At 62.4% G+C, this 21,890-nt stretch carries 15 protein-coding genes and 3 pseudogenes; 4 read left to right on the top strand and 14 right to left on the bottom strand.

Going from position 1 to position 21,890, the window contains the following annotated elements; genetic code table 11:
* Nucleotides 1-92: 92 nt before the first annotated feature.
* The 14 genes and pseudogenes from E3Z29_RS20585 to E3Z29_RS20525 form a co-directional block, all read right to left on the bottom strand.
* A pseudogene (locus E3Z29_RS20585) lies at nucleotides 93-2,014 on the bottom strand (hypothetical protein).
* Nucleotides 2,011-3,317 (bottom strand): annotated as a pseudogene (locus E3Z29_RS20580) (lipopolysaccharide biosynthesis protein). The pseudogenes E3Z29_RS20585 and E3Z29_RS20580 overlap by 4 nt, the downstream one beginning before the upstream one ends.
* Nucleotides 3,314-4,319: pseudogene (locus tag E3Z29_RS20575) on the bottom strand (polysaccharide deacetylase family protein). The pseudogenes E3Z29_RS20580 and E3Z29_RS20575 overlap by 4 nt, the downstream one beginning before the upstream one ends.
* Nucleotides 4,320-4,332: 13 nt before the next feature.
* A complete protein-coding gene (locus E3Z29_RS20570) occupies nucleotides 4,333-5,469 on the bottom strand; it encodes a glycosyltransferase family 2 protein (protein ID WP_134786786.1) in 1,137 nt (378 codons plus the stop codon).
* The gene (locus tag E3Z29_RS20565) at nucleotides 5,462-6,430 is read right to left on the bottom strand and encodes a glycosyltransferase (RefSeq protein WP_134786785.1); all 969 of its coding nucleotides are present in this window, start codon (nucleotides 6,428-6,430) and stop codon (nucleotides 5,462-5,464) included. The genes E3Z29_RS20570 and E3Z29_RS20565 overlap by 8 nt, the downstream gene beginning before the upstream one ends.
* Nucleotides 6,427-7,797 (bottom strand): O-antigen ligase, encoded by a 1,371-nt coding sequence (locus E3Z29_RS20560; protein ID WP_134786784.1) that lies wholly within the window; start codon nucleotides 7,795-7,797, stop codon nucleotides 6,427-6,429. The genes E3Z29_RS20565 and E3Z29_RS20560 overlap by 4 nt, the downstream gene beginning before the upstream one ends.
* Nucleotides 7,794-8,885, bottom strand: coding sequence for a glycosyltransferase family 4 protein (locus E3Z29_RS20555; protein ID WP_134786783.1), 1,092 nt, complete (start codon nucleotides 8,883-8,885; stop codon nucleotides 7,794-7,796). Before E3Z29_RS20555 ends, E3Z29_RS20560 begins: the two co-directional genes overlap by 4 nt.
* On the bottom strand, nucleotides 8,882-10,474 hold the full coding sequence (locus E3Z29_RS20550) for a Wzz/FepE/Etk N-terminal domain-containing protein (protein ID WP_098964574.1): 1,593 nt from the start codon (nucleotides 10,472-10,474) through the stop codon (nucleotides 8,882-8,884). Before E3Z29_RS20550 ends, E3Z29_RS20555 begins: the two co-directional genes overlap by 4 nt.
* A gap of 17 nt (nucleotides 10,475-10,491) precedes the next feature.
* Nucleotides 10,492-11,517, bottom strand: coding sequence for a polysaccharide biosynthesis/export family protein (locus E3Z29_RS20545; protein WP_098964572.1), 1,026 nt, complete (start codon nucleotides 11,515-11,517; stop codon nucleotides 10,492-10,494).
* A 21-nt stretch (nucleotides 11,518-11,538) separates the two neighbouring features.
* Nucleotides 11,539-12,186: a CpsD/CapB family tyrosine-protein kinase gene (locus tag E3Z29_RS20540; RefSeq protein WP_134786782.1), complete on the bottom strand. Its 648-nt coding sequence runs from the start codon at nucleotides 12,184-12,186 to the stop codon at nucleotides 11,539-11,541.
* The gene (locus E3Z29_RS20535) at nucleotides 12,186-12,860 is read right to left on the bottom strand and encodes a sugar transferase (RefSeq protein ID WP_227698837.1); all 675 of its coding nucleotides are present in this window, start codon (nucleotides 12,858-12,860) and stop codon (nucleotides 12,186-12,188) included. Before E3Z29_RS20535 ends, E3Z29_RS20540 begins: the two co-directional genes overlap by 1 nt.
* Nucleotides 12,815-12,922: an ESPR-type extended signal peptide-containing protein gene (locus E3Z29_RS29970; RefSeq protein WP_223849599.1), complete on the bottom strand. Its 108-nt coding sequence runs from the start codon at nucleotides 12,920-12,922 to the stop codon at nucleotides 12,815-12,817. Before E3Z29_RS29970 ends, E3Z29_RS20535 begins: the two co-directional genes overlap by 46 nt.
* 28 nt (nucleotides 12,923-12,950) lie before the next feature.
* Nucleotides 12,951-13,988, bottom strand: a complete 1,038-nt coding sequence (locus tag E3Z29_RS20530; protein WP_134786781.1) for an NAD-dependent epimerase — start codon at nucleotides 13,986-13,988, stop codon at nucleotides 12,951-12,953.
* Nucleotides 13,985-15,337, bottom strand: coding sequence for a UDP-glucose/GDP-mannose dehydrogenase family protein (locus E3Z29_RS20525; RefSeq protein WP_096796216.1), 1,353 nt, complete (start codon nucleotides 15,335-15,337; stop codon nucleotides 13,985-13,987). The genes E3Z29_RS20530 and E3Z29_RS20525 overlap by 4 nt, the downstream gene beginning before the upstream one ends.
* A 389-nt stretch (nucleotides 15,338-15,726) precedes the next feature.
* Between E3Z29_RS20525 and E3Z29_RS20520 the strand changes: the two genes are divergently transcribed.
* From E3Z29_RS20520 to E3Z29_RS20505, 4 genes are all read left to right on the top strand, one after another.
* On the top strand, nucleotides 15,727-17,424 hold the full coding sequence (locus E3Z29_RS20520) for a sulfatase-like hydrolase/transferase (protein ID WP_134786780.1): 1,698 nt from the start codon (nucleotides 15,727-15,729) through the stop codon (nucleotides 17,422-17,424).
* Between the two features lie 195 nt (nucleotides 17,425-17,619).
* Nucleotides 17,620-18,273: an ABC transporter ATP-binding protein gene (locus E3Z29_RS20515; RefSeq protein ID WP_096796218.1), complete on the top strand. Its 654-nt coding sequence runs from the start codon at nucleotides 17,620-17,622 to the stop codon at nucleotides 18,271-18,273.
* Nucleotides 18,270-20,741, top strand: a complete 2,472-nt coding sequence (locus E3Z29_RS20510; protein ID WP_134786779.1) for an ABC transporter permease — start codon at nucleotides 18,270-18,272, stop codon at nucleotides 20,739-20,741. Before E3Z29_RS20515 ends, E3Z29_RS20510 begins: the two co-directional genes overlap by 4 nt.
* Entirely contained in the window at nucleotides 20,731-21,801 is a 1,071-nt protein-coding gene (locus E3Z29_RS20505; protein ID WP_134786778.1) for a lipocalin-like domain-containing protein, read from the top strand. Before E3Z29_RS20510 ends, E3Z29_RS20505 begins: the two co-directional genes overlap by 11 nt.
* Nucleotides 21,802-21,890: the final 89 nt, after the last annotated feature.

Below are 21,890 nucleotides of genomic sequence, written 5' to 3'. Positions count from 1 at the left end.
GAAAAGCGGCGATTGCTGCGCAATCGATCGGGGATAAATCCCCTCGCTACAGGTTGTGTTCGCCTTGCGTTTTGCAATATTCGGGATTGGGTTCATGACGCGCTCCAGCTCAACGCGAACAGGGTTTCCCCTGGCAAGTCGAAGCTGACGCGTCCGTCGCGGCAGGCGAATGGTGCGTCGCGGCTGCGGTTGTCCGCGCCGAAGTAACGCAACGCACCGTTGTTCAGCGGGCACTTGGCGCCACTCAGGTCAACACGCTGCAAACGCGTGCCCTTGTTCACACCGAGCAGACCCCGCTGCTCGTCGCCGGCCATCGCCAGCACATCGACTTCAAAGCCATCGTTCTCTAGCCACAGCACTTGGTGCAGCCAATGCTGCGCGATGAACTGCTGGGCCAGCCCCACCGGTTTCAGCTCAAAACGCTCATCGCCCAAAACCCGGATCATGCCCTTGGGATACTGCGGTTCATCGGCGGCCTGAAACCAGTTGAGCATGCTCAGCAAACCGTCTTGCGAAGCGTTGATCACCACCGACGCCCACCACAGCGAGGCGTAGTGCGTCTCCTGATCGTACGGGCTGAGGCTGGAACCGCTGGACATATTGGTCTGATCCAGCAGCAAGGCTTTGCGCGGCTGACCGTGGGCGTCGAGGCCGACCAGTTCGGCGGCGCGGTGCACGCTGTCGCGGTAGACCCGGGTAGCGAGCAGGTCGCGGATCATCCATTCGTGCCACGCCAGTGCGTCGATCTGCTTGGCGGATTCGTCGAGCAAGCGCCGCGCCCAGTCGATGCCGCGCTTGTCTGCTGCGTTGTCGGCAAACGGCCCGTTGACCAGCCGTGAACTGGCCGGCATGGCGATGCGCACGCCAGCCTTGGCATTCGCCGGATCGCTGCGCACCTGTCTGGCCATGCTGGTGAAAATCGCCCGGTATTGCTCGAAGCTCGAATAGTTGAGGTTCGGCTCATCAGCAAAACCGATGTAGTGCGTGCCCGTGCCGCCCAAGGCGCGGGTGCCGGCGAGCCACGCATCGAGGCCGCCATTGCTTTGCACGTCGGCGCGCAGATCGGCCTGACGCTGGCTGCCGGCGAGCAAGGTGATGTCCTGACGGATGCCGAAGCGCTCCTGATAAGCCTTGCGGAACGCGTCTTCGAAGTGCGGATTCTTCGCCGTGACATCGACAAAACTGTAGTAACTGGCGGCGGTCGCTTTCAGCGCATCCAGCACCGCGTGACTACTGGCGGGTGGCATCACGTAGGGCAGGGCGATGCCCAGATCCGGCGTGCGCCCGAGGATTTTGTCGTGCAGGGTCAGGTGGATCTGGCCGGTCTCTTCGCGCACGGGTTTGAGTTGCTGCGGAGTCTGCGCAAACCGATTGGCCGTGCCGTCGAGCCAGAACGCCGCTTTGCCGCTGCCTTGCAGGCGCAGGCGCCAGACCTGTTCGCGCTCGCTGACCGGCAACGCCAGTTGATCGAACTGCCAATAGGCGCGATAGGGTTTCAGTGTCAGCGTCAGTGACTGATCATCGCCCACACCCGCTGCGCCTGCAACGCATTGACCCCGCCATGGAACTTGCCGGCGAGCACCGCGTGTTCCCCCGGCGCGACCTTGAAATACAACTCGTCGCCGTTCTGCGTCTGCGCGCTGAAATGCACCTTGGCCGGTTCGAACAGCGCCACGGTGTGCTCGTCGTGTTCGACCCGGTAATTGCGGAAGCTGTAGCCGGGAATTTCCAGGCGATAACTGGCGGCACCCGGCAGCAACGCCCAGTTCTGGGTGCCGCGGGTTTCGCTGGCCTTGATCACGCGTTCGCCCTGCAATTTGCCCTGGCCGTCGAGCAGGTACAGATGCTCTTCGTTGGCCTCGGCCTGCCACGCGGGTGTCCAGCGCACGGTCACGGTGTCCGGACGGTCGGTTTGCAGGTACAGGCTGCCGTCGCGGATCTCGCCCCAGCGCATCGACGCGGCAAAGGCGTCCAGCGACAGGCCGAGACCGAGCAGCAGGACCAGGCCTTTCATGCGGCCTTCCGTTGCAGCATTTGCCACATCGGCGCGATGTCACTGGGCAGGATGATCAAAGTTTGCCAGAACGCCACGCCGCTCAAACGGCAGTACAACACCAGCATCGCCACGGTGACGGCCAGATAGGCAATCGATGAAGCCGCCGCTGCGCCAACGATGCCGTAGGCCGGAATCAACACCAGGTTCAGCGCCAGATTGAGCAGGGCGCCGAGGCCCATCAGCAGCGACACCGTACCGGGGCGGTTTTTCCCCAGCAGATCCAGACGCAGGATGCTCGCGTAGCACAGGCCGAGCAGCCCCGGCAGCAAGGCGAGCAGCGCCGGATACGCCGGTTGGTAAGCGATGCCGAACAGGGTGACGATCAGCCAGTTGCCGATCACGGCCATGCTCAGGCACGCGCCGAGCATCACCGTGGCGGTCAGGCGCAGGGCCAGCGGGGTGACCTTGTCCATGCCTTCGTCCTGTTGTAGCAGGCGTTTCATCAGCGGGCGTGGTCACCGCTTCCGGCACGATCAGCAGCAGTTCGGCGGCGGCACTGGCCATCGCGTAATGACCCAGTGCGGTGCTGCCGAGCAGGGCGCCGATGAACAGGTAGTCCGAGCGCAGAATCACTTGCTGGAACAGCAGGTCCGGATGGCTGCGGGCGCTGTAGCGCAGCAGTTCGTTCTGGCTGGTACGATCCCACTGCAACTGCAGCGGTTGCGCCCGTTTCAGCCAGACCCAACCGGCCAGCACCACCAGGCTGATCCCGGGCCAGCCAACTGATCAACGCCGCTTCCAGCGCCGCGCTTTTCCACATCCAGAACAGCGCGAGGAACAGCAGCAGTGGCGCCAGTGATTCGGTCAGGCGCAAGGCGTTGAACGCGACCACGCCGCCGGAGGCGTTGTGCAGGGTCAGCAGGCCACTTTTCAGCACGGTCAGCGGCACCGCCAGCAGCAACAGCCAGGCCAGCAGACCGAGCTGCACGGTGACATCCAGTTCACTGCCGAACTCACGTACCAGCGCCACCACCAGCAAGGTCAGCAGGCCGGCGAGCAAGCAACCAAACACCAGCACCTGACTCAGCAGCAGCCCCATCGGCCGTTGTTTGGCGGCTTGATAACCCACGGCCGAATTCAACCCGCCACTGGTGGCAGCGCTGATCAGATCGGGCAGGGTGCTAAGCAGCGCGAACAACCCGCGTTCACTCGGCCCGAGGATCCGCGCCAGCAACACGTTGCGCAGCAAGCGCAGGGCGATCATCGCCAGTTTGGTGCCCATGCTCAGCGCCAGATGCTTGAGGTAATGGCTGCGGCTCATGGCCGGTTTCCACGAAAGATGCGCCACGACAGCAACTCCGGGTTGCGCGCAGTACGCTGGCTGACGCCGAAACGCGGCAGGTTCAGCGGATCGCCTTCACCGCGATAGATCCCGGTGCCGGTGCCCAGGGCGAACGGATAATCGTGCGCGGCAATCTGTTTTCTTACTCGCTCGTCGTTGTTGCCGTTGGGGTAGCAATACACCGGCAACGGCCGGTTGCAGCCGTTGCTCAAGGCGTCGCGGCTGCGGCTGATTTCTTCGCTCAGGCGCACATCGTCCAGTTCAGTGAGGATCGCGTGGCTGGCGCCGTGCGGGCCGAAACGCACCAGCCCCGAAGCCTCCAGCGCGCGTACCTGATGCCAGTCCAGCGCTTGCGGCTGCGCTTCGGGCGGGCATTCGTCGGTGAGGCGTTCGAGCATCGCCGGTTCAAGGGTTTTCAGGCTTTGCAGGTAATGCAGCAGCGACAGGCTGCGCCGATCAACGTCGATGTCGTCGACCAGCACCGGCACCGGGTGGTGGAGATCATGTGCAGGCATTCGATCAAGTGCATGCGGGCCTTTTCGCCGTGGCTGCCCCACAGGGTTTCGCCAAGGCTTTCCCACACCAGAAGCGCTGACGGCTGCCGATGAAATCGGTGGAGAGAAAAATGCTCGCTGGCACCTGATGTTTTTGCAGCAACGGGAACGCATTGACCGCGTTGTCGCGCCAGCCATCGTCGAAGGTCAGCGCCACCCGTGGGCGTTCGCTGCGCAATGCGGTGGGCGTGAGGATGTCCATCAGCGGCACGCAATCGAAGTGCCGGCGCAGCCACACCAGCAGGTGCTCGAACGCCTTGGGCCCGACACACAGCTCATTGCGGTGCGGCAAGTCGGCGGCGCGGTCGTTGGCCAGCACCCGATGCAGCATCAGAATCACCCCGGCGCCGTGCAACTGGTTTCGTCCCACGGGCGAGTTGAGGTAAAGCCAGCCACTGGTGCGTTTTATTAATTGTTTGATCGCCATGGCTTCGGTCCTCTCAACGGTTTTGTTCAGGGTTCCACTGGGCATATCGGTGGCCGCGCAGGAACTGCCACAGGCCGAGACTCATCCCGGCGAGGGTGACCAGCAGGAACGCGGCCAGACGAAACGGTTTGGGCAAGCGATGTTGCGAGTCCAGCAGTCCGGCCAGCGCAATGGCGTAGCCGAACAGTTGGGCGATCAGGGCCAGTCGATAGAAACCGTGGTCGTCCCACAGCCAGAAGTTGCTCAGCAGCAACGGCAGCAGGAGGATCGGTGCCAGGCGCCGGATCAGTTTGTGGCTGATCAGCGCCAGCGAATACAGGCCATGTTTGAGCGGGTTGAGCAGCTCACTGCGCTGGGCGAGGCTTTGCAGGCCACCGACGGTGACGCGTTGACGGCGGCGGAACTGTTTGTCCGCTTCGTCGACACCGTGGTCGATCACTTGCGCCTCGGGCACGTACACAATGCGCTTGAAGGCCACCGGTGCACAGGTGCTGAGAAAGAAGTCGTCGTTGACCTCCGCCGGCACGCTCTGGAACAGCTCGCGGCGCAGGGCGAGCAGGGCGCCGTCGGCCGAGACCATGCAGCCGGTGCGGTTCTCCACCCGACGCAGCCAGCCCTCGTAATGCCGGTACAGACTGTCGCCGACGCTGAGGCCGCCGCCGGTCACCGGAATCACCATGTGCCCGGCGCAGGCCCCGACGTTGGGGTCGCTGAGTGGCGCAAGCAGGTAGCCAAGGGTTTCCCGCGACCATTGGTTGTCGGCGTCGGTGAACACTAGAATATCGCCAGTCGCCAGGGCTACGCCGGCATTCAGCGTCGCGGCTTTGCCCTGGCGCGGCAGGTCGAGCACAGTGATGCGCGAATCAACCACTTTGTGCGCGCAAGCCACGGTGTCGTCGGTCGAGCCATCGCTGGCGAGAATGATCTGCAGCGTGGCCGGCTGATAGTCCTGCGCCAGCAGCGTGCGCAACTTGTGCTCGATGTGCCGCGCCTCATTGTGCGCGGCAATCACGATGCTGATGTTCAGCGGCGGCGCCGGGCTGTGGCGCCAGGCCGGGAACAGCGGCGCCAGTACAGTCAGCAGCAGCGGGTAGCCAAGGTAGGCGTATACCGGCAGCAGCAGGCACATCCAGAAAATGAATTCAGCCACGGGCAGGCCTCCTGGCGTTCCAATGACACAGACTGAGAATCAACGCCGCCCCGGCCAGGTGCAGCCGCACCCAGTGCAGGCCCCACAGTTGCAGGGTCAGGCCCACATCATGATGGCGTGAACTCTGGCGAATGCTCAGCACCAGCGCCGGTATCGTGGTCAGCATCACCATGACGGCCGCGTGGTGCGGAAAACCGTTGAGCAGTGCGGAAATCGCCAGCAAGTCGAGCAGCCACGCGCCAAGCGAGAGCAGCGGAAAGCGCAGCAGGCGCAGGCTGAAACCGTGAGTGCGCAGCAGTTGCAGATGACTGCCCTGACGCCACATTTCCTTGCCCATCCACTCGCGCCAGTTCATCTCGTAGCCCCAATGCAGGGCCACGCTGCTGTTCACCGACAGCAGCCGCGCGCCCTGTTCGTGCAGGCGCAGGGTAAATTCCTTGTCTTCGCCGGTACGCAGGTGTTCGTTGAAGCCGCCGACCTTGTCGAACCAGCACCGGCGCATCAGCAGGTTGGAACTGGGCAGCCAGTCCACCGGGTGCGAGGCCTGACTCGACGGGCGCAGCGTGCGCCGTTGCCAGGCGGCGGCGTACCACGGCGCAGTGGCGGGGGTGTGCAGGTCGAGACCGAACACATCGGCCTGACCCTCGGCTTGCAGTTCGAACAAGGGCTTGAGCCAGTCTTCGGGCATTTCGACGTCGGCATCAATGAACGCGATCCACTCGCCGCTTGCCAGCAGCGCACCGCGATTGCGCAGCGCGCCGATCAGCAGGCCCGGCAGCACCAGCACCTGTGCACCGAACTGGCGGGCGATGTGCGGGCCGTCGTCGCTCGAACCGTTGTCGACCACAATCAACTCGCACTCGACATCGGCCGCATGCGCGGCTTTTTGCGCTGCCAGCAGCGTGCGGCCGATGTGCCGGGCCTCGTTGTACATCGGGATGATGATGCTGATGCGGCTCATGTTCTGGCCTCGGTCAGTGGCGCTTGCTCGGCCTTGAGGCGCAGCACGCTGGTCAGCGCGAGCATGATCCACAGGTATTTCTGGTTCGGTGCGCTGAGGAACATCAGGAACAGGGTCAGCGACAGAAAGCTCACCCCGAGGTGGGTCATCAGGTCCGCCTGCTGCCAATCGCGCCGCAGCATCCACGCGGCGCGGGCACGGATCAGGTTGTACAGGCCCAGGCCGAGCATGCCGACAAACAGCAGGCCGGCGGGAATCCCCAGTTCACTGAAAATTTCCAGGTAGGTGTTGTGGGCACGACGATACAGGTCGCCGATCTTGCGGTTGGCGGAAAACGCTTTGGCGTAACCGGTGGTCGCGTAGTGCAGCGGGAAGGTGCCGGGACCGGAGCCGAGCAGCGGGTTCTCGCGGATCATCTGCCCGCCGACCACGATGTACGAGGCGCGCCGGCCGAGGGATTCGTCGTCGTGGCCCTTGGCGCCGGCGCTCAACACGCTCAGGGACTGAATGCGCGCGAGGTAACCGGCGGGCATCGCGTAGATCGCCAGCGGAATCACGATGGCTGCGCCGAGCATGGCGAATCCCAAGTGCCGTGGGCGAATGCGGGTCAGTTGCGCGCGGTAGTGCCAGCAGCCGATCAACAGACTCAACGCCACCACCACCAGCCCGGAGCGCGATTCGGTCTTGGTCATGCCGCCGAGCAGCAACAGGCAGCAAGCGCCCCAGAACAACCGATGCAACAGATTCGGCCCGCGAATCACCAGCAGCAGCGCCAGCGGAATGGCGAAGGCGATCAGCAAGGCGAAGGCGTTGGGGTCTTCCAGCAGACCGGCAGCGCGGCCCTGATCCTGGAATTTGACTGAAAACATCGCCATGGCACAGGTGGCGCTGACACTCAGGGTCACCAGTCGGGCGAACAGGTCGAGGTTCAGTTCACGGCCGATCAGCAGGGTGATGACAAACAGGATCAGCCCGACGCTGAGTTCGCGCAGATGCCCCAGCGACATGCCCAGGTCATCGGTGTTGAACAGGCTGAGGAAATACAGCGCCAGAAACCACAGCAGAAACCGCCAGATATTGCTGCGCAGGCGCTCGGAAGGAATCTGGTGCATGGCCAGTTGCAGCATCAGGATCACCGCCAGCGAAGCGCCGATCAGTTTGCTTCCGGACAATGCGCTGTCCTTGAAGAAACCTTCGAACGGCACCAGCGCGGCAATGCCCAGCAGGCCCCAGGCCGGCTTGCGATACAACACTGTGAAACCCACCAGGCCAATGACCGCGCCGGGTGCGAGAAACGGATAAGGGCTGGCGAGCAGACCGATGCACACCATCCCGAGCAGCGTGACGATCGAGAGCGGGAAAATCATGCGCGTGCCTCCCGTGCCGTGCGGATGTACAGCTGCGACCAGCGTTCGGCCAGGGCCTTGAGGTCGTAGCGATCCTGTTGCGTACGCTTTGCGTTGTCGCACAAATGCCGGGCCAGTTTCGGCTCGCTCAGCAGGTTGTCGAGCTGACGGGCGAGGTCGGCGCTGTCGGCAGGTGTCGCCAGCAGACCGTTATGCCGGTGCTCGAGCACATCGGGAATGCCGCCGACGGCGAACGCCACCACCGGCACGCCGCTCTGCATCGCTTCGAGCAGAATCATCGGCGTGCCTTCGGTGCGCGAGCTGATCACCAGCGCATCCAGGCGCTGCCACCACGGTTGCATGGCGGTCTGGTAGCCGGGCAGACGAATCCGTTGCTGCAAACCTGCGGCGTCGATCCGCGCCTGCAACGCCTCACGTTCCGGGCCGTCGCCGAGCATCACCGCGTCCAGTTGCGGATGCTGGTGACACAGCGGAATCAGCGCATCGAGAAACAGATCCGGGCCTTTCTCGCTGCTCAGGCGCCCGACGTAACCGGCCAGCCAGCGCTGGCGGTCAACGGTGCTGACCAGCGCGTCGGCGGCGGGCAATCCATTGGGGATCACCTGCAGTTTGTCCGCCTGCACGCTGGCCTGACGATGCAGCACGGCGATGCTCTCGGCCACACACACCACCCGATCCACCGACGCGGTGCGGCACAACTGCAGACTCAGCCAGGTGTAAAACTTCTGCTTGCGGCTGCGCGGGGTGAAGCCGTGTTGGGTGATGACCAGCGGCAAACGCAACAGCGTCGCGCCGACCCAGCCGAACAGCAGCCCTTTGAAGTTGTGCGTATTGATCAGCGGCCGTTCGCTGCGCCGGGCCCGCAGGTGGCGCAACAGCTCACCCAGCCCGGCGCAACCACGGCAGTCCACCCCGGCCTCGCGAAAGCGCGCGATCAACGCCGGCGGTGCATCGAGGAACAGCACCTGGTGCTGCCCCGGTGTCGCCAGGCAGTGATCGAGCAACATGCGCTCGGCCCCATAGAAGCCGCCGCTGCTGAGCAAATGAATGATCGGCAGCGCGGCGTTCGGGGTGGACAGCGTGTTCAATTGCGCACCCAGTGCACGAAGCTTGGCACGGTCCAGTTCTTGTGCGGATTGCTCGGCAGCACGTTCTCGTCGTTGATCACCAGCAACACCGGCAGGCCCAGTTCGTGGGTGATTTGCGCCGGGTGTTTGAAACGGTGATCGAAGAACTCACGCACATAGACCAGGGCAATCGCCAGCAGCAGACCGGTGAACAGCCCGAACGGAATGATCAGCAGCGGTTTGGGGAACGCCGGCTCGGTCGGCTCGAACGGCGGGCTGAGCACCTTGGCGTTCGACAGGTCGTCGTTGAGCGAACCGGCGGTGCTGCTTTCGGCAAAGCGTTGCGCGTAGGTCGAGAACGCCGTGTGCAGCGCGTCGATTTCCGTGTCCATCTGCCGCAGCTTGCTCTGGGTCTGCTGCAAGGTGTGGATGCGGTTCTTGAACTCGGCGATGCGCGCGGTTTTCTGATCGATCACCTGTTGCACCACGGCCAGATCGTTGGTGCGCTCCTGAATGCGGTTGCTCACCACTTTGAGGAACTGCTGGCGGGTGCGGGCGATCTGCTCGCGGGTCAGCAGCATCGGCTCGCTGCCGGGCTGGAACACCGCGAGGTCATTCATGTAGCGGCTGACCTGAGTGGTCAGTTGCTCGCCCAACTGTTTGATTTCCCGATCCTCGAACGCCACGTTATCGACGGTGGTGGTGAAGGTGAAGGGGAACGTGTAGTCGTTGAGCTTGTTGCTGCTGGCGGCCGTCAGCGCGGTTTTCAGGTATTCGAGCCAGCGCTGGCTCTGTAGCAGACGATCCTGGTACAGGTTCAGGGCTTGCTCTTCGGTGTTGATCGCGTTCAGGCGGAAGGTGATTTCTTCCTTCGGATCGGACGATGCAACACTTTCCAGCAGCGCCTGCCGATTACCTTCCAGCCCGTCGAGACGCACCTGATACAGGTGCTTCTTGGTTTCGTAGAAGGATTGCGGCAGGTCGATCGATTGCAGCGCCTGACGGCTGCCCAGATAGTTCTGCAGCAGAGTGGCGACGAACGTCGTGCCCTGATGCGGATCGGGGAAGCTGTAGACGATCGAGATCACGTTGGAGCCGGGCAGGGTCTCGATTTTCAGGCTGTTGATCGCATCTTGCGTCAGGCCGTCGAGCACGGTGTCACGCACCGGATCGGTTTGCAGCCCGAGCATGTTGCGCAGCGGATTGATCACGTACTCACGCAGCGGCGAAGAGACATAGCGGCGGAACGGGTCGCTCACCAGTTTGGCGAAGATGCCCACCGGCGGGTTGTACTCGCCCTTGTCGCGCAGCTCGCTGATGGTCTGGCGGATCAGCGCCGGGGACCGCAGGATGTTGCTTTCGGTTTCCATGTCCGCCAGCGACGGCGGAATGAAGGTGGCGTTATCGACCGTCAGTGACGTGGTGGCGTCACCCTGGGAGAGTTTTTTCGACTGCACGATCACCTGAGCGGTGATATCGAAGCTCTGTTTGAGCACCAGCGGCAGTACCAACGCGATGACTGCAAAGATCAGGAAGACCCGTTTCACCAGTTGCTTGTTGGCGAAGAAGATCCTGAAGAACTCATGCAGGTAGTTTTCCTTTGGATTCATGATCGGTCACCTGAGAGTCAGTTACTGCTGCTGCTTTTGTTGTCGACGCGGTAGCCGAAGCTGAAGCCCACGCCCTGAAACAGCACCACGTCAGCCAGTTGCCGGGCGAGATCGCCGGCACTCGCCAGTTTGGTTTTCGGCACGAACAGCATGTCGTCCGGTTGCAGGTAGGCGATCTGCGACGCATCGCCCGACAGGGCTTTTTCCACGTCGTAGTGCACGGCCTGCACCTGGTTGCCGTTGCGCCGCATGATCACCACCGAGTCCAGCCGCGCCTTGACGTTGGTACCGCGCGCCAGGGTCAGCGCTTCAAGCACCGAGACCGGACGGCGGATCGGGTAGGAACCCGGTTGGCCGACTTCGCCGAGCACGTAGATCTCGTTGCCGGCGGTGGACTTGAGCATCACATCGACGCTCATCCGCCCCGGCAATTGCGCGTATTTCTGGTTAAGGAAGGTTTCCAGTTGGTTGATGGTCATGCCTTGCAGCGGCACCGCGCCGATTTCCGGAAAACTCGCATAACCGTCATTGCCCACGGTGATCTCGCGGCTCATGCCGGTGGCCGGGTGATTCAGTGCGCTTTTCAGGTTCTGCTCATTGGTCAGCGGGCTGATGACCTGCACGGTCAACTGATTGCGGTTGGGCTGGAACAGCTGTTTGCGCTGGTAAGCACGCTGGATTTCATCGCGCGCCTCGTCGGCGGTCAGGCCGGCGATTTTCACCGAGGTGTTGGCGCCTGGCAGGTTGATGGTGCCGTCGGGCAGCACCAACTGGTTGCCATTGAGCTGGCTGGCAGCGGTGAAGTTCAGGCCGATCTGGTCACCCGACTGCACGCGGTAAGCGTCCGAACCGCTGGTGCTGATGTGGAAGATCACATCCAGCACGTCTTGCGGGCGCAGGGTCTGTTCGACCTTGGGCATATCGGTGGCCTGGGCATTGGCCGGGGTGGCGGTGAGAATGTTCACCGGCATGTTCTGGGTTTCGGAAGTGCTGGAGCAGCCTGCAAGCGGCAGCATCAGCAGAACAAGTATCTTGGCGTTCATGGCGTCATCCTTCGCGTTTGCTTACAGGTTTTTGTAGAGCCACTTTGGCATGTAGTACTTGCGCCGGTTGAACACGCTGCCGACTACTTTCGCGCCGGCCTGGGTCAGGCGTTGCACGGCGGCCTGGGCGACTTCCCAGCGGGTGTCCTCGGCGCGGACCACGAACACCACGCCATCGACCTGAGTGGCGAGCACCAGCGTGTCGGCGGCGGAATACACCGCGTCGCCGTCGATCACCACGAATCGGTACTGGGTGCCCAGGCGGTCGAGCAGCGGGCTCAGGCGCTCGGCGGTCAGGTGTTCGAGGGTGCGGATCGGCCGGCCATTGGGCAGCACATGAAACGGTAGGCTCGAGACCTGCACCACGCAGTCCTGCAACAGCGGCGGGTTGTTCGGGTTGAACAGCAGGTCGCGCAGGCCGCGCTCCTTGCCCAGGTTCAATTGCTGCGTGAGGTTGCCCGCTGACTGGCTGGCATCGACCAGCAACACCTGGCCGCTGCTCATCTGCGCCAGTTGGCTGGCCAGCGCCAGCGCGCTGGTGGTGGTGCCCGCGCCGGGGTTGGCGGCGGTCAGGAACAGGATCCGCAGATCCAGATCCAGCACGGTCGAAATCAGGTTCGATTCGCTGGGGTTGGCAATGCTCAGGCTTTTGTTGGTTGAACCGTCCATTAGCTTGCTCCGTGGCCGCTGAATACTTTGAAGGGGGTTTTCAACAAGATCTTCAGATCAAGCAAAAGGCTTTGCTCGGCGATATAGCTGAGGTCCAACTCAACGCGCTGGTCGAAGTCGATGTTGCTGCGCCCGGAGATCTGCCACAGGCCGGTCATGCCGGGGTAGATGCTCAGGCGCGCAAGGTGGTTGTCCTTGTAGCGGTAGGCGTTGAACGAAGTCGGCCGCGGGCCGACCAGGCGCATGTCACCGCTGACCACGTTGAACAGGTTGGGCAGTTCATCGAGGCTGGTACGCCGCAGGAAACCGCCGATGCCGGTGATGCGTGGATCCTTGTCGATCTTGAAGTCGATGGCGTCGACCCCGTGCTTGTTGAGGTGGCGCAGCGATTCCTTGAGTTCTTCGGCGTTGCAGACCATGGTGCGGAACTTGTACATGCCGAAGGTGCGGCCGCGATAACCGGTGCGTTTCTGCACGAACATCACCGGTCCCGGGCTGGTGAATTTGATGGCCAGCGCCAGGCCCAGCAGCAGCGGCGAAAACACCACCAGAATCAGCAACGCACCGAAGCAGGCCAGCACCCGGTTGGTGCGTGACAGCGTCCATGGCCGGCCGCCGTCGCGGCCGGTCAGCCAGCCCCGGCCCTGCCGGTGGATGGCGCTATCGAGGCGCATTCGGTGCTCGGGATCCATGCGCTTGTCGCGGCGCATCTGATTGATCGGTACACCTTGTTCATGTCCAGTCATGGGGTCCTCCGCTGATGTTCAGCCGCGAGCGGCGCGTGGGCGATAGGCAGTGGGGTAGTAGTCGCGAAACCAGGCGATGAAACGCCCCAGTCCTTCATCCAGCTCGATCCGGGGCTGGAACCCGGTGGCCTGGGCCAGATCATCGGTCTCGGCACAGGTGTTGAGCACATCGCCCGGTTGCAGGGGCAAGAGCTCGACAATGGCTTTCTGGCCGAGGTGTTTTTCCATCAGCGCCAGATAGGTTTTCAGCTCCACCGGGTGGTGGCCGCCGATATTGAACAGGCACCACGGCGCCATGCTGCTGCCCGCGTCGGGATGTTCACGATCCCACTCCGGGTGGTTGTGCGGCGGATGGTCGGTGAGGCGCGCGATGCTTTCGACGATGTCATCGATGTAGGTAAAGTCGCGCTGGTGCTCGCCGTAGTTGAACAGCTTCAGCGGCGTGCCTTCGGTGATCGCCCGGGCAAACTGAATGGGCGACATGTCCGGCCGACCCCATGGCCCGTAAACGGTGAAAAAGCGCAGGCCGGTGCTGGGAATGCCGAACAGATGGCTGTAACTGTGGGCCATCAGCTCGTTGGCTTTTTTGGTCGCGGCGTACAGCGACAGCGGATGATTCACCCCGTCATGCACCGAATACGGCGTGTGCTGGTTGGCGCCATACACCGAGCTCGACGAGGCGTAGATCAGATGCTCGACCGGATGGTGGCGGCAGCCTTCGAGAATGTTCAGGAAACCGCTGAGGTTGCTGTCGAGGTAGGCCTTCGGATTCTCCAGTGAGTAACGGACCCCGGCCTGCGCCGCGAGGTGGATCACCACTTGCGGTTGCTCGCGGACAAACAGCGCTTCAATCGCCGCGGCATCGGCCAGATCGATCCGCGCCAGCGGGAAATGCCCGACCTGATCGCGCACCCATTGCACCCGATCGTGTTTCAGTTGCGGGTCGTAATAGCCGTTGAAGTTATCCAGGCCGACCACCGCATGCCCGTCGCGCATCAGCCGCAACACGCAATGGGCGCCAATGAAGCCGGCTGCGCCGGTGACCAGGATTTTCATGGGCGCAGTCCTTCCGGAGCGATGTGGCGCAGGCCGATGCCGCTGTAATGCAGACCGGCGGCGGCCACGTGTTCCGGGTTGTAGAGGTTGCGACCGTCGACAATCACTTTCGAGCGCAGCTTGCTCGCCAGCAACTCGAAATCCACTACGCGAAAATTCTTCCACTCGGTGCAGATCACCAGCGCATCGGCATCTTCCAGGGTGTCGTCGCGGGTGGCGCACAGGTGCAGGTCGTTGCGATAGCCGTACAGGCGCCGGCATTCGGACATGGCTTCCGGATCGTAGGCCTGCACGCTGGCGCCTTCGGCCCACAGCGCGTCCATCAGGTAGCGGCTGGGGGCTTCGCGCATGTCATCGGTATTGGGTTTGAACGCCAGGCCCCAAATCGCAATCGACTTGCCGGCCAGGCCTTGCGGAAACTGCGCCTTGAGTTTGCCGAAGAGGATGTGCCGCTGGCTGTCGTTGACGTCGGTGACGCTGCGCAGCAATTTCAGCGGCATGCCGTTGTGTTCGGCGGTGTGCAGCAGGGCGCGCAGATCCTTGGGGAAGCATGAACCGCCGAAGCCGCAACCGGGGTAAATGAAGTGGTAGCCGATGCGCGGGTCGGAGCCGATGCCTTTGCGCACCGCTTCGATGTCGGCGCCGAGCAGTTCGGTGAGGTTGGCCAGTTCGTTCATGAAGCTGATGCGCGTGGCGAGCATCGCGTTGGCTGCGTACTTGGTCAGCTCGGCGCTGCGGTTGTCCATGAACATCAGTTTTTCGTGGTTGCGGCAGAACGGCGCGTACAGCTCGCTCATCTGCTCGCGGGCTTCGTCATCGCGGGTGCCGACGATGATCCGGTCCGGGCGCATGCAATCGGCGAGGGCGCTGCCTTCCTTGAGGAATTCGGGGTTGGACACCACGCGGACCTTGAGGGCACTTTTGCCGCGACGCAGCAACTCTTCGCTGGCTTTGGCGGCGACCTGGTCAGCCGTGCCGACCGGCACCGTGGACTTGATGATCAGGGTGCGATCGGCCTCCATGTGCGAGGCGATCTCCCGGGCGACGTTGAGCACGTGGGTCAGGTCGGCGGAACCGTCTTCATCGGCCGGCGTGCCCACGGCGATGAAAATCAGCTCGGCATGCTCCACCGCGTCGCTGGCCTGAGTGCTAAAGAGCAAGCGGCCGGCCTTGATGTTTTCTTCGAGGGTGCTGGAAAGACCTGGCTCACTAATAGGTGGCACAGCTTGTTGCAGTTGCTTGATCTTGTTGGGGTCAATATCGACACATAAAACCCGATGCCCTACATCTGCAAGTGCGGCGGCTTGAATTAATCCGACATAGCCGGTGCCAAATACGCTCACGTCCATCTGCGCACCCTCGATAGAGCGAAAAGAAGAAGTTCGGAAGAAGACTGTAAAAGGGGTATAGCGCAGGGTTTGGAAAGCGTGTCAGCAAAATGACATGTTGCACCTGTATAACACTTGAGCGCTTTTTGGCGATTGGCCATCAAGTCATTGCTGCGATTGGATTTGTTGTTTTTTTGCAGATTTGTTCAGATTTCAAATAAGCGATAAACGGTTGTAAGTCTTTAATTTAAAGGCTTCTAGCGTTTTGTGTGTGTCAGATTTGAGTCACCGGTTTTTTGACGCTTTCTAAAGAAAACAGTCAATTCTTGCGCTTTGATGGCTGGGTGCTAGTGTCAGGTTCTGACCGACAAACCTTTGACTCCCTGCCGTTTTGCACGAGCGGTATCGCCATGTTCAGATATACCAAAGAAGTACTTTTAATTGTTTATTTGCTGCTTTATTCCGAATATTACGTTGATCGGTTAAATGCTATCGGCGTCGGTTTTGCTGTACTTCTTTTTGGCGCGATGTTTTTGGCGCTTACTTTAGCGTTATATCTAACGGCTTATATTCGTCAGGCTCTCATTCGCCACTTGTTCGCAATAACACTGTTTGTCTCGGCGGTGTTTTTCGATGTCTATACCCGGGTCACCGCGGATTACCTGAGCTACAGCAGTTTTGTCTCGCTGGTGTACTCCGGCGGCTTCATTCAGGAGGCCGCCTACCAGTATCGCGACGCGATCATTCATGGCGCGCTCAGTGGTCTGCTGTTGCTGTTCGGCATCGGTCTGAAACCGCGCCATGCACTGGTGGTGCCCAACGCGTTGCGTGTGGCGGCGCCGGTGTGTGGTGTGCTGCTGTTGAGCGCGGTGTTGTTCCTGCGGGCGGGCGAGGGCGCGCGCGGTTTGCCGATCATGTACACGCCGCTGGCCTATCTCAACCTGTTCGCTTATGAAGCGCTGCACAACACGGTCGGCCCGCGCGAGCCGGTGACGCTGGCGCGCAACGCAGTGGCGATCAATCACGACATCGTGCTGATCATCGACGAAAGCATTTCCGGCAATTACCTGGACATCAACGCGCCGTTCGGGGTGCACAGCAACCTTAATCAGGCGCATCCGGGCGTCGACATTTTCAACTACGGCTACGCCGCATCCATCGCCAATTGCAGCGCCGACACCAACGTCACGTTGCGCTACGGCGGCACCCGCGACGATTACATGCGCATCAACAGCACGCTGCCGTCGATCTGGCAGTACGCGAAAAAGGCCGGGTTGCGCACGGTGTACATCGACGCTCAGCGCACTGCCGGCAATCTGCAGAACCTGATGACCGACACCGAGAAAAAAGACATCGACGAATTCGTCCAGTTTGACCAGACCAGCGTGCGTGACCGCGACATGGCTGCCGCCGCCAAGCTGATCGAATTGCTCAACGATGATCAGCCGGAGTTGGTGGTGATCAACAAGGTCGGCGCGCATTTCCCGGTGCACGACAAATACCCCGACGCCTTCATGGCCTACCGTCCGACCTTGCCGCGCGGGCAATTCACCGAAGTGGCGGATACCGGTAAGCGCGACGGTTTCAACGGCCAGCCGGATGATTGGGTGCTGTACCGCAACGCCTACAAGAACACCGTGCTGTGGAATGTCGGCGAGTTCTTCGCCCGGGTATTTGCCCAGGCCAATTTGCACAATGCGCTGCTGATCTACACCTCCGATCACGGCCAGGACCTGCATGAACGCGGCAACCCCGGGCTTAATACCCACTGCGGTGGCGATCCGGTGGAGGAAGAAGGGCTGGTGCCACTGGTATTGATTCAGGGCGATCAGCTGCACGGGCCGGACTGGGCGCAAGCGTTGCCGGCGAACAAGGACCGCTCCAGTCACTACAACATTTTTCCGACGCTGCTGCAGTTGATGGGTTATGACCTGGCGGGAGTCGAGGCGCTGTACGGCAAACCGTTGACGCTGCCGACAGCGGACGACTTCACCTTCAACTACCGCTTCAATGCACGGCTGGGGGCCAAGCCTGAGTGGAAGCACATTGATCTGAAGACCATCGTCACACCGGGTGCGGCGGCGACCAGTGTGGCGACCGGGGATTGAGATTTGTGCCGGTTTCACTGGCCTCATCGCTGGCAAGCCAGCTCCCACAGGGATTGAGGTTGTTCACAAATACTGAATACACCCAAAAACACTGTGGGAGCTGGCTTGCCAGCGATGAGGCCAGTGCAAACACCACTGATCTGAAGAGACCGCAATCCGCTATCCTTGCCCCACACTGACCCAACGGATGGCGGCATGCTTCAGGTTCAAGGCGTGTTCAAAAGTTACCTCACCCCCCAAGGCCCGTTACCGGTGCTGCAAGGCGTCGACCTGACGCTCGAAGCCGGCAGCAGTCTGGCGCTGATGGGCGAATCCGGCAGCGGCAAAAGCACCTTGCTGCACCTGATCGCAGGCCTCGACAAGGTTGATCGCGGCAGTATTCACAGCGGCGAGCATCGGCTGGAGCAGATGAACGAAGCGCAACTGGCCGACTGGCGCCGCACGGAAATCGGTCTGGTGTTCCAGCAGTTCAACCTGATCGGCAGCCTGCGGGTCGAGGACAATCTGGCGTTTCAGGCGCGTCTGGCCGGGCGCCATGAGCCGCGCTGGCAGGCGCATCTGGTGCAGCGTCTGGGGCTGGGCGATTTGCTCAAGCGTTATCCCGAACAACTGTCGGGCGGCCAGCAGCAGCGGGTCGCGCTGGCCCGGGCCTTGGCGTCGCGGCCGAAACTGCTGCTGGCCGACGAACCCACCGGCAGCCTCGACGAAGCTACCAGCGACGAAGTGCTGCGCCTGTTGCTCGAGTTGCTGGATGACACGCCGACCACGCTGTTGATGGTCACGCACAGCCCACGCGTGGCGGCGCGACTGGCGCAGCGGGTGGTGTTGTCCAGCGGCCGTCTGACGTGAACGTATTCTGGCAAACCCTGCGTGCGTTGCTCAGCCACTGGCGGCGGCATCCGGTGCAGTTTTTCAGTGTGCTGACCGGGTTGTGGCTGGCGACCAGTCTGCTGACCGGGGTCGAGGCACTGAACAGTCAGGCCCGCGACAGTTACGCCCGGGCCAGTCAGATGATCGGCGGCGAACCCCAGGCCAGTCTGGCCACACCGAGCGGTGCGACGTTCACCCAGCAGTGGTTCATCGATCTGCGCCGCGCAGGCTGGCCGGTGTCGCCGCTGCTGCAAGGCCGTTTGGTTCTCAAGGATCACCCGGATCAGCGCCTGCAACTGATGGGCATCGAGCCGGTGTCGCTGCCGACGGACGCTGCGGTGGCCGGGCAGGCGATGCCGATCGAGCGCATCGTCGCGTTCTTCTCGCCGCCGGGCAGCACGTGGATTTCACCGGAAACCCTGCACGCCTTGGGCCTGACCGAAGGCGCCACGCCGCAAACCGCCAGCGGCCAGACGCTGCCGCCGCTGCACGCGCAAAAGGACATGGCGCCTGGCGTGTTGCTGGTGGACATCGGCGTCGCGCAAACTGTGCTCGAACAGCCCGGGCAACTGTCGCGCTTGTTACTGCCCAAGGATTTTCACGCCGAGCTGCCGGCCGCGTTCAATGGCCGGCTGCAGCTCAAAAGCAGCGCCGAGGAAAACAATCTTTCGCGCCTGACCGAGAGCTTTCACCTCAACCTGGATGCCTTGGGCTTTCTCTCGTTTCTGGTCGGGCTGTTTATCGTGCACGCGGCCATCGGTCTGGCACTGGAACAACGTCGCGGCCTGCTGCGTACGTTGCGCGCCTGCGGGGTCAGTGCGCGGATGTTGATCGGCTGTCTGGTCGTCGAGCTCGGTGTGCTGGCGTTGGCTGGCGGGGTGTTCGGGGTCATCGGCGGATACTGGCTGGCGAGCGCGTTGCTGCCGGATGTCGCCGCCAGCCTGCGCGGTCTGTACGGCGCGGAAGTGGCGGGGCAGTTGCGCTTGAGCCCGTGGTGGTGGTTCAGCGGTATTGGTTTGAGCCTGTTCGGCGCGTTGCTCGCCGGTGCCAACAGTCTGCTGCGTGCGGCACGCTTGCCGCTGTTGGCGGTGGCGGATCCGCAGGCCTGGCATCAGCAACATGCGCGCTGGTTGCGCCGTCAGGGTTGGCTGGCGGCGGTGCTGGGCTTGATTGCGCTGCTGGCGTTGCTATTCGGTGACAGCCTTGGCAGTGGATTTGTGTTGATGGCCGGGTTGCTGCTCGGCGCTGCGCTGGCGTTGCCGGTGGTGCTCAGCGCAGTGCTTACTCCTTTGCTCGGGCGTAGTCGTTCGGTGCTCGGTCAGTGGTTTCTCGCCGACTGCCGCCAGCAACTGCCGGCACTCAGTCTGGCGCTGATGGCGTTGCTGCTGGCGCTGTCGGCCAACATCGGCGCCGGCAGCATGACCGCCGGTTTTCGCCAGACCTTCGACGACTGGCTCGAACAACGCCTCAGTGCCGAGCTGTACCTCAACCCGGTCAATCCGGCGCAATCGCGCGAGATGTACACCTGGCTCAAACAACAGCCGAACGTCAGCGCGGTGCTACCCAACTGGCAAGTCGCGGTGACCCTGCAAGGCTGGCCGGCGGATGTCTTCGGGGTGATCGATCATCCTTATTATCGCCAGCACTGGCCGTTGCTCGAGGCGATCGCCGGTGATCCGTGGGCGCATCTGGCGAACGACGATTCAGTGATGCTCAGCGAACAACTGGCACGACGGCTGAAGGTGCGGGCGGGGGATCATTTGAACGTGCCGACACCGGGCGGGGCGTGGTCACCGCGGATCGTCGGGATCTACGCCGACTACGGCAATCCCAAGGGGCACGTGTTGGTCAACAGCAATCATTTGCTGCGGTTGTGGCCGTCACTGACGCCGAACCGTTTCAACCTGCGCATCGCGCCGCCCGATATCCCGCCGTTTTTGCGCGCACTGCAAACGCGCTTTCAGCTTGATGACAGCCGCATCGTCGATCAGGCGCGGCTCAAGGGTTGGTCGGTGCAGGTTTTCGAGCGCACTTTTGCCGCCACTGCCGCGCTCAACAGCCTGACTTTGGCGGTAGCCGGTGTGGCGCTGTTCATCAGCCTGCTGACCCAGAGCCAGAGCCGCCTCGGGCAATTGGCGCCGCTGTGGGCCTTGGGCGTGACGCGCCGTCAGTTGATGCTGCTTAACCTCGGCCAGACCTGGCTGCTGGCGGTGCTGACGCTGGTGCTGGCGTTGCCGTTGGGGATCGCGTTGGCGTGGTGTCTGGATGCGGTGATCAACGTGCAGGCATTCGGCTGGCGTTTGCCGTTGCGGATCTTTCCGCTGCAACTGCTGCAGTTGCTCGGGCTGGCGTTGCTGGCGACGCTGTTGGCCTCGGCGTGGCCGCTGTATTCGTTGTACCGCACGCAACCGGCGGATCTGCTGAGGACGTTTGCCCATGAGGATTAACCGGGTTGCGCTGCTGTTCGCGTTGCTGCTGTTGGGCGGTTGCGATCAGCCTGTGCCAGAGCAGAAGGGTTTTGCCGGGCTCGGCGATCAGGCCGCGCAGTTCACACCGGTGGTGCCGGGGCGGGTGTTCAGCTTCCCGGCAGATCACGGCGCACATGATGGTTTTCGTATCGAGTGGTGGTATGTCACCGCCAATCTCAAGGACCGGCAGGGCCACGATTTCGGCGTGCAATGGACGCTGTTTCGCAGTGCGTTAAAACCTGCGGCAGACCAACCGGGCTGGGCCAACCAGACGATCTGGCTCGGGCATGCCGCAGTGACTTCGGCCACCGCGCACCATGCCGCCGAGCGCTATGCCCGAGGCGGAGTGGGGCAGGCCGGGGTGAACGTCGCGCCGTTCGAGGCGTGGATCGATGATTGGCGCTTCGCCAGTCAGGCGCAGGATCCGCTGACCGATCTGCAACTCAGTGCCAGCGACAAAGCTTTCAGCTATCAATTGCACCTCACCTCCAGTCGTCCACTGGTGTTGCAAGGTGACAACGGTTTCAGCCGAAAATCCGAACAGGGTCAGGCTTCGTACTACTACAGTCAGCCGTTTTTTCAGGCCAGCGGCACCCTGCAAATCGACGGCCAGACTTACACCGTCAGCGGCCCGGCGTGGCTGGATCGTGAATGGAGCAGTCAGCCGCTGGCAGCCAATCAGACCGGGTGGGACTGGTTTTCCCTGCACCTGGACAGTGGTGAGTCGCTGATGCTGTTTCGCACCCGGCAAACCGACGGCGCGCCGTATCTGACCGGCACCTGGATCAACGCCGACGGCCAGACCGAAACCCTGCACGGCGCGCAGATCAGACTCACACCCAAGGACACCGCAAAAGTTGCCGGCCGCCAGATGCCGGTGCGCTGGTCGATCAGCATTCCCGACAAACACCTCGACATCAGCCTCGACGCGCTCAATCCCGACGCCTGGATGAACCTGCGCATCCCTTACTGGGAAGGGCCGGTGCGGATCAGCGGTAGCCATGGCGGGCGCGGCTATCTGGAAATGACCGGGTACTGACGCTCACACGCAAAACCTGTGGGAGCGGGCTTGCCCGCGAAGGCGCCGTTACAGCCACCCACAGAGCAATTGCCCGGAACTCCGCCCCG

Source organism: Pseudomonas sp. S150 (assembly GCF_004526365.1).
Lineage (GTDB): Bacteria > Pseudomonadota > Gammaproteobacteria > Pseudomonadales > Pseudomonadaceae > Aquipseudomonas > Aquipseudomonas putida_A.
The sequence above is the reverse complement of the archived record's forward strand: the minus strand, read 5'-3'. Positions and strand labels throughout refer to the sequence as shown.

Bases quoted from the DNA above. Each gene is read 5' to 3' on its own strand.
- E3Z29_RS20515 (WP_096796218.1), top strand. From the start codon at position 17,620: ATGCTTCAGGTTCAAGGCGTGTTCAAAAGTTACCTCACCCCCCAAGGC.
- E3Z29_RS20550 (WP_098964574.1), bottom strand. From the start codon at position 10,474: ATGAATCCAAAGGAAAACTACCTGCATGAGTTCTTCAGGATCTTCTTC.
- E3Z29_RS20525 (WP_096796216.1), bottom strand. From the start codon at position 15,337: ATGGACGTGAGCGTATTTGGCACCGGCTATGTCGGATTAATTCAAGCC.
- E3Z29_RS20545 (WP_098964572.1), bottom strand. From the start codon at position 11,517: ATGAACGCCAAGATACTTGTTCTGCTGATGCTGCCGCTTGCAGGCTGC.
- E3Z29_RS29970 (WP_223849599.1), bottom strand. From the start codon at position 12,922: ATGAACAAGGTGTACCGATCAATCAGATGCGCCGCGACAAGCGCATGG.
- E3Z29_RS20565 (WP_134786785.1), bottom strand. From the start codon at position 6,430: ATGAGCCGCATCAGCATCATCATCCCGATGTACAACGAGGCCCGGCAC.
- E3Z29_RS20530 (WP_134786781.1), bottom strand. From the start codon at position 13,988: ATGAAAATCCTGGTCACCGGCGCAGCCGGCTTCATTGGCGCCCATTGC.
- E3Z29_RS20535 (WP_227698837.1), bottom strand. From the start codon at position 12,860: ATGCGCCTCGATAGCGCCATCCACCGGCAGGGCCGGGGCTGGCTGACC.
- E3Z29_RS20520 (WP_134786780.1), top strand. From the start codon at position 15,727: ATGTTCAGATATACCAAAGAAGTACTTTTAATTGTTTATTTGCTGCTT.
- E3Z29_RS20540 (WP_134786782.1), bottom strand. From the start codon at position 12,186: ATGGACGGTTCAACCAACAAAAGCCTGAGCATTGCCAACCCCAGCGAA.
- E3Z29_RS20505 (WP_134786778.1), top strand. From the start codon at position 20,731: ATGAGGATTAACCGGGTTGCGCTGCTGTTCGCGTTGCTGCTGTTGGGC.
- E3Z29_RS20560 (WP_134786784.1), bottom strand. From the start codon at position 7,797: ATGATTTTCCCGCTCTCGATCGTCACGCTGCTCGGGATGGTGTGCATC.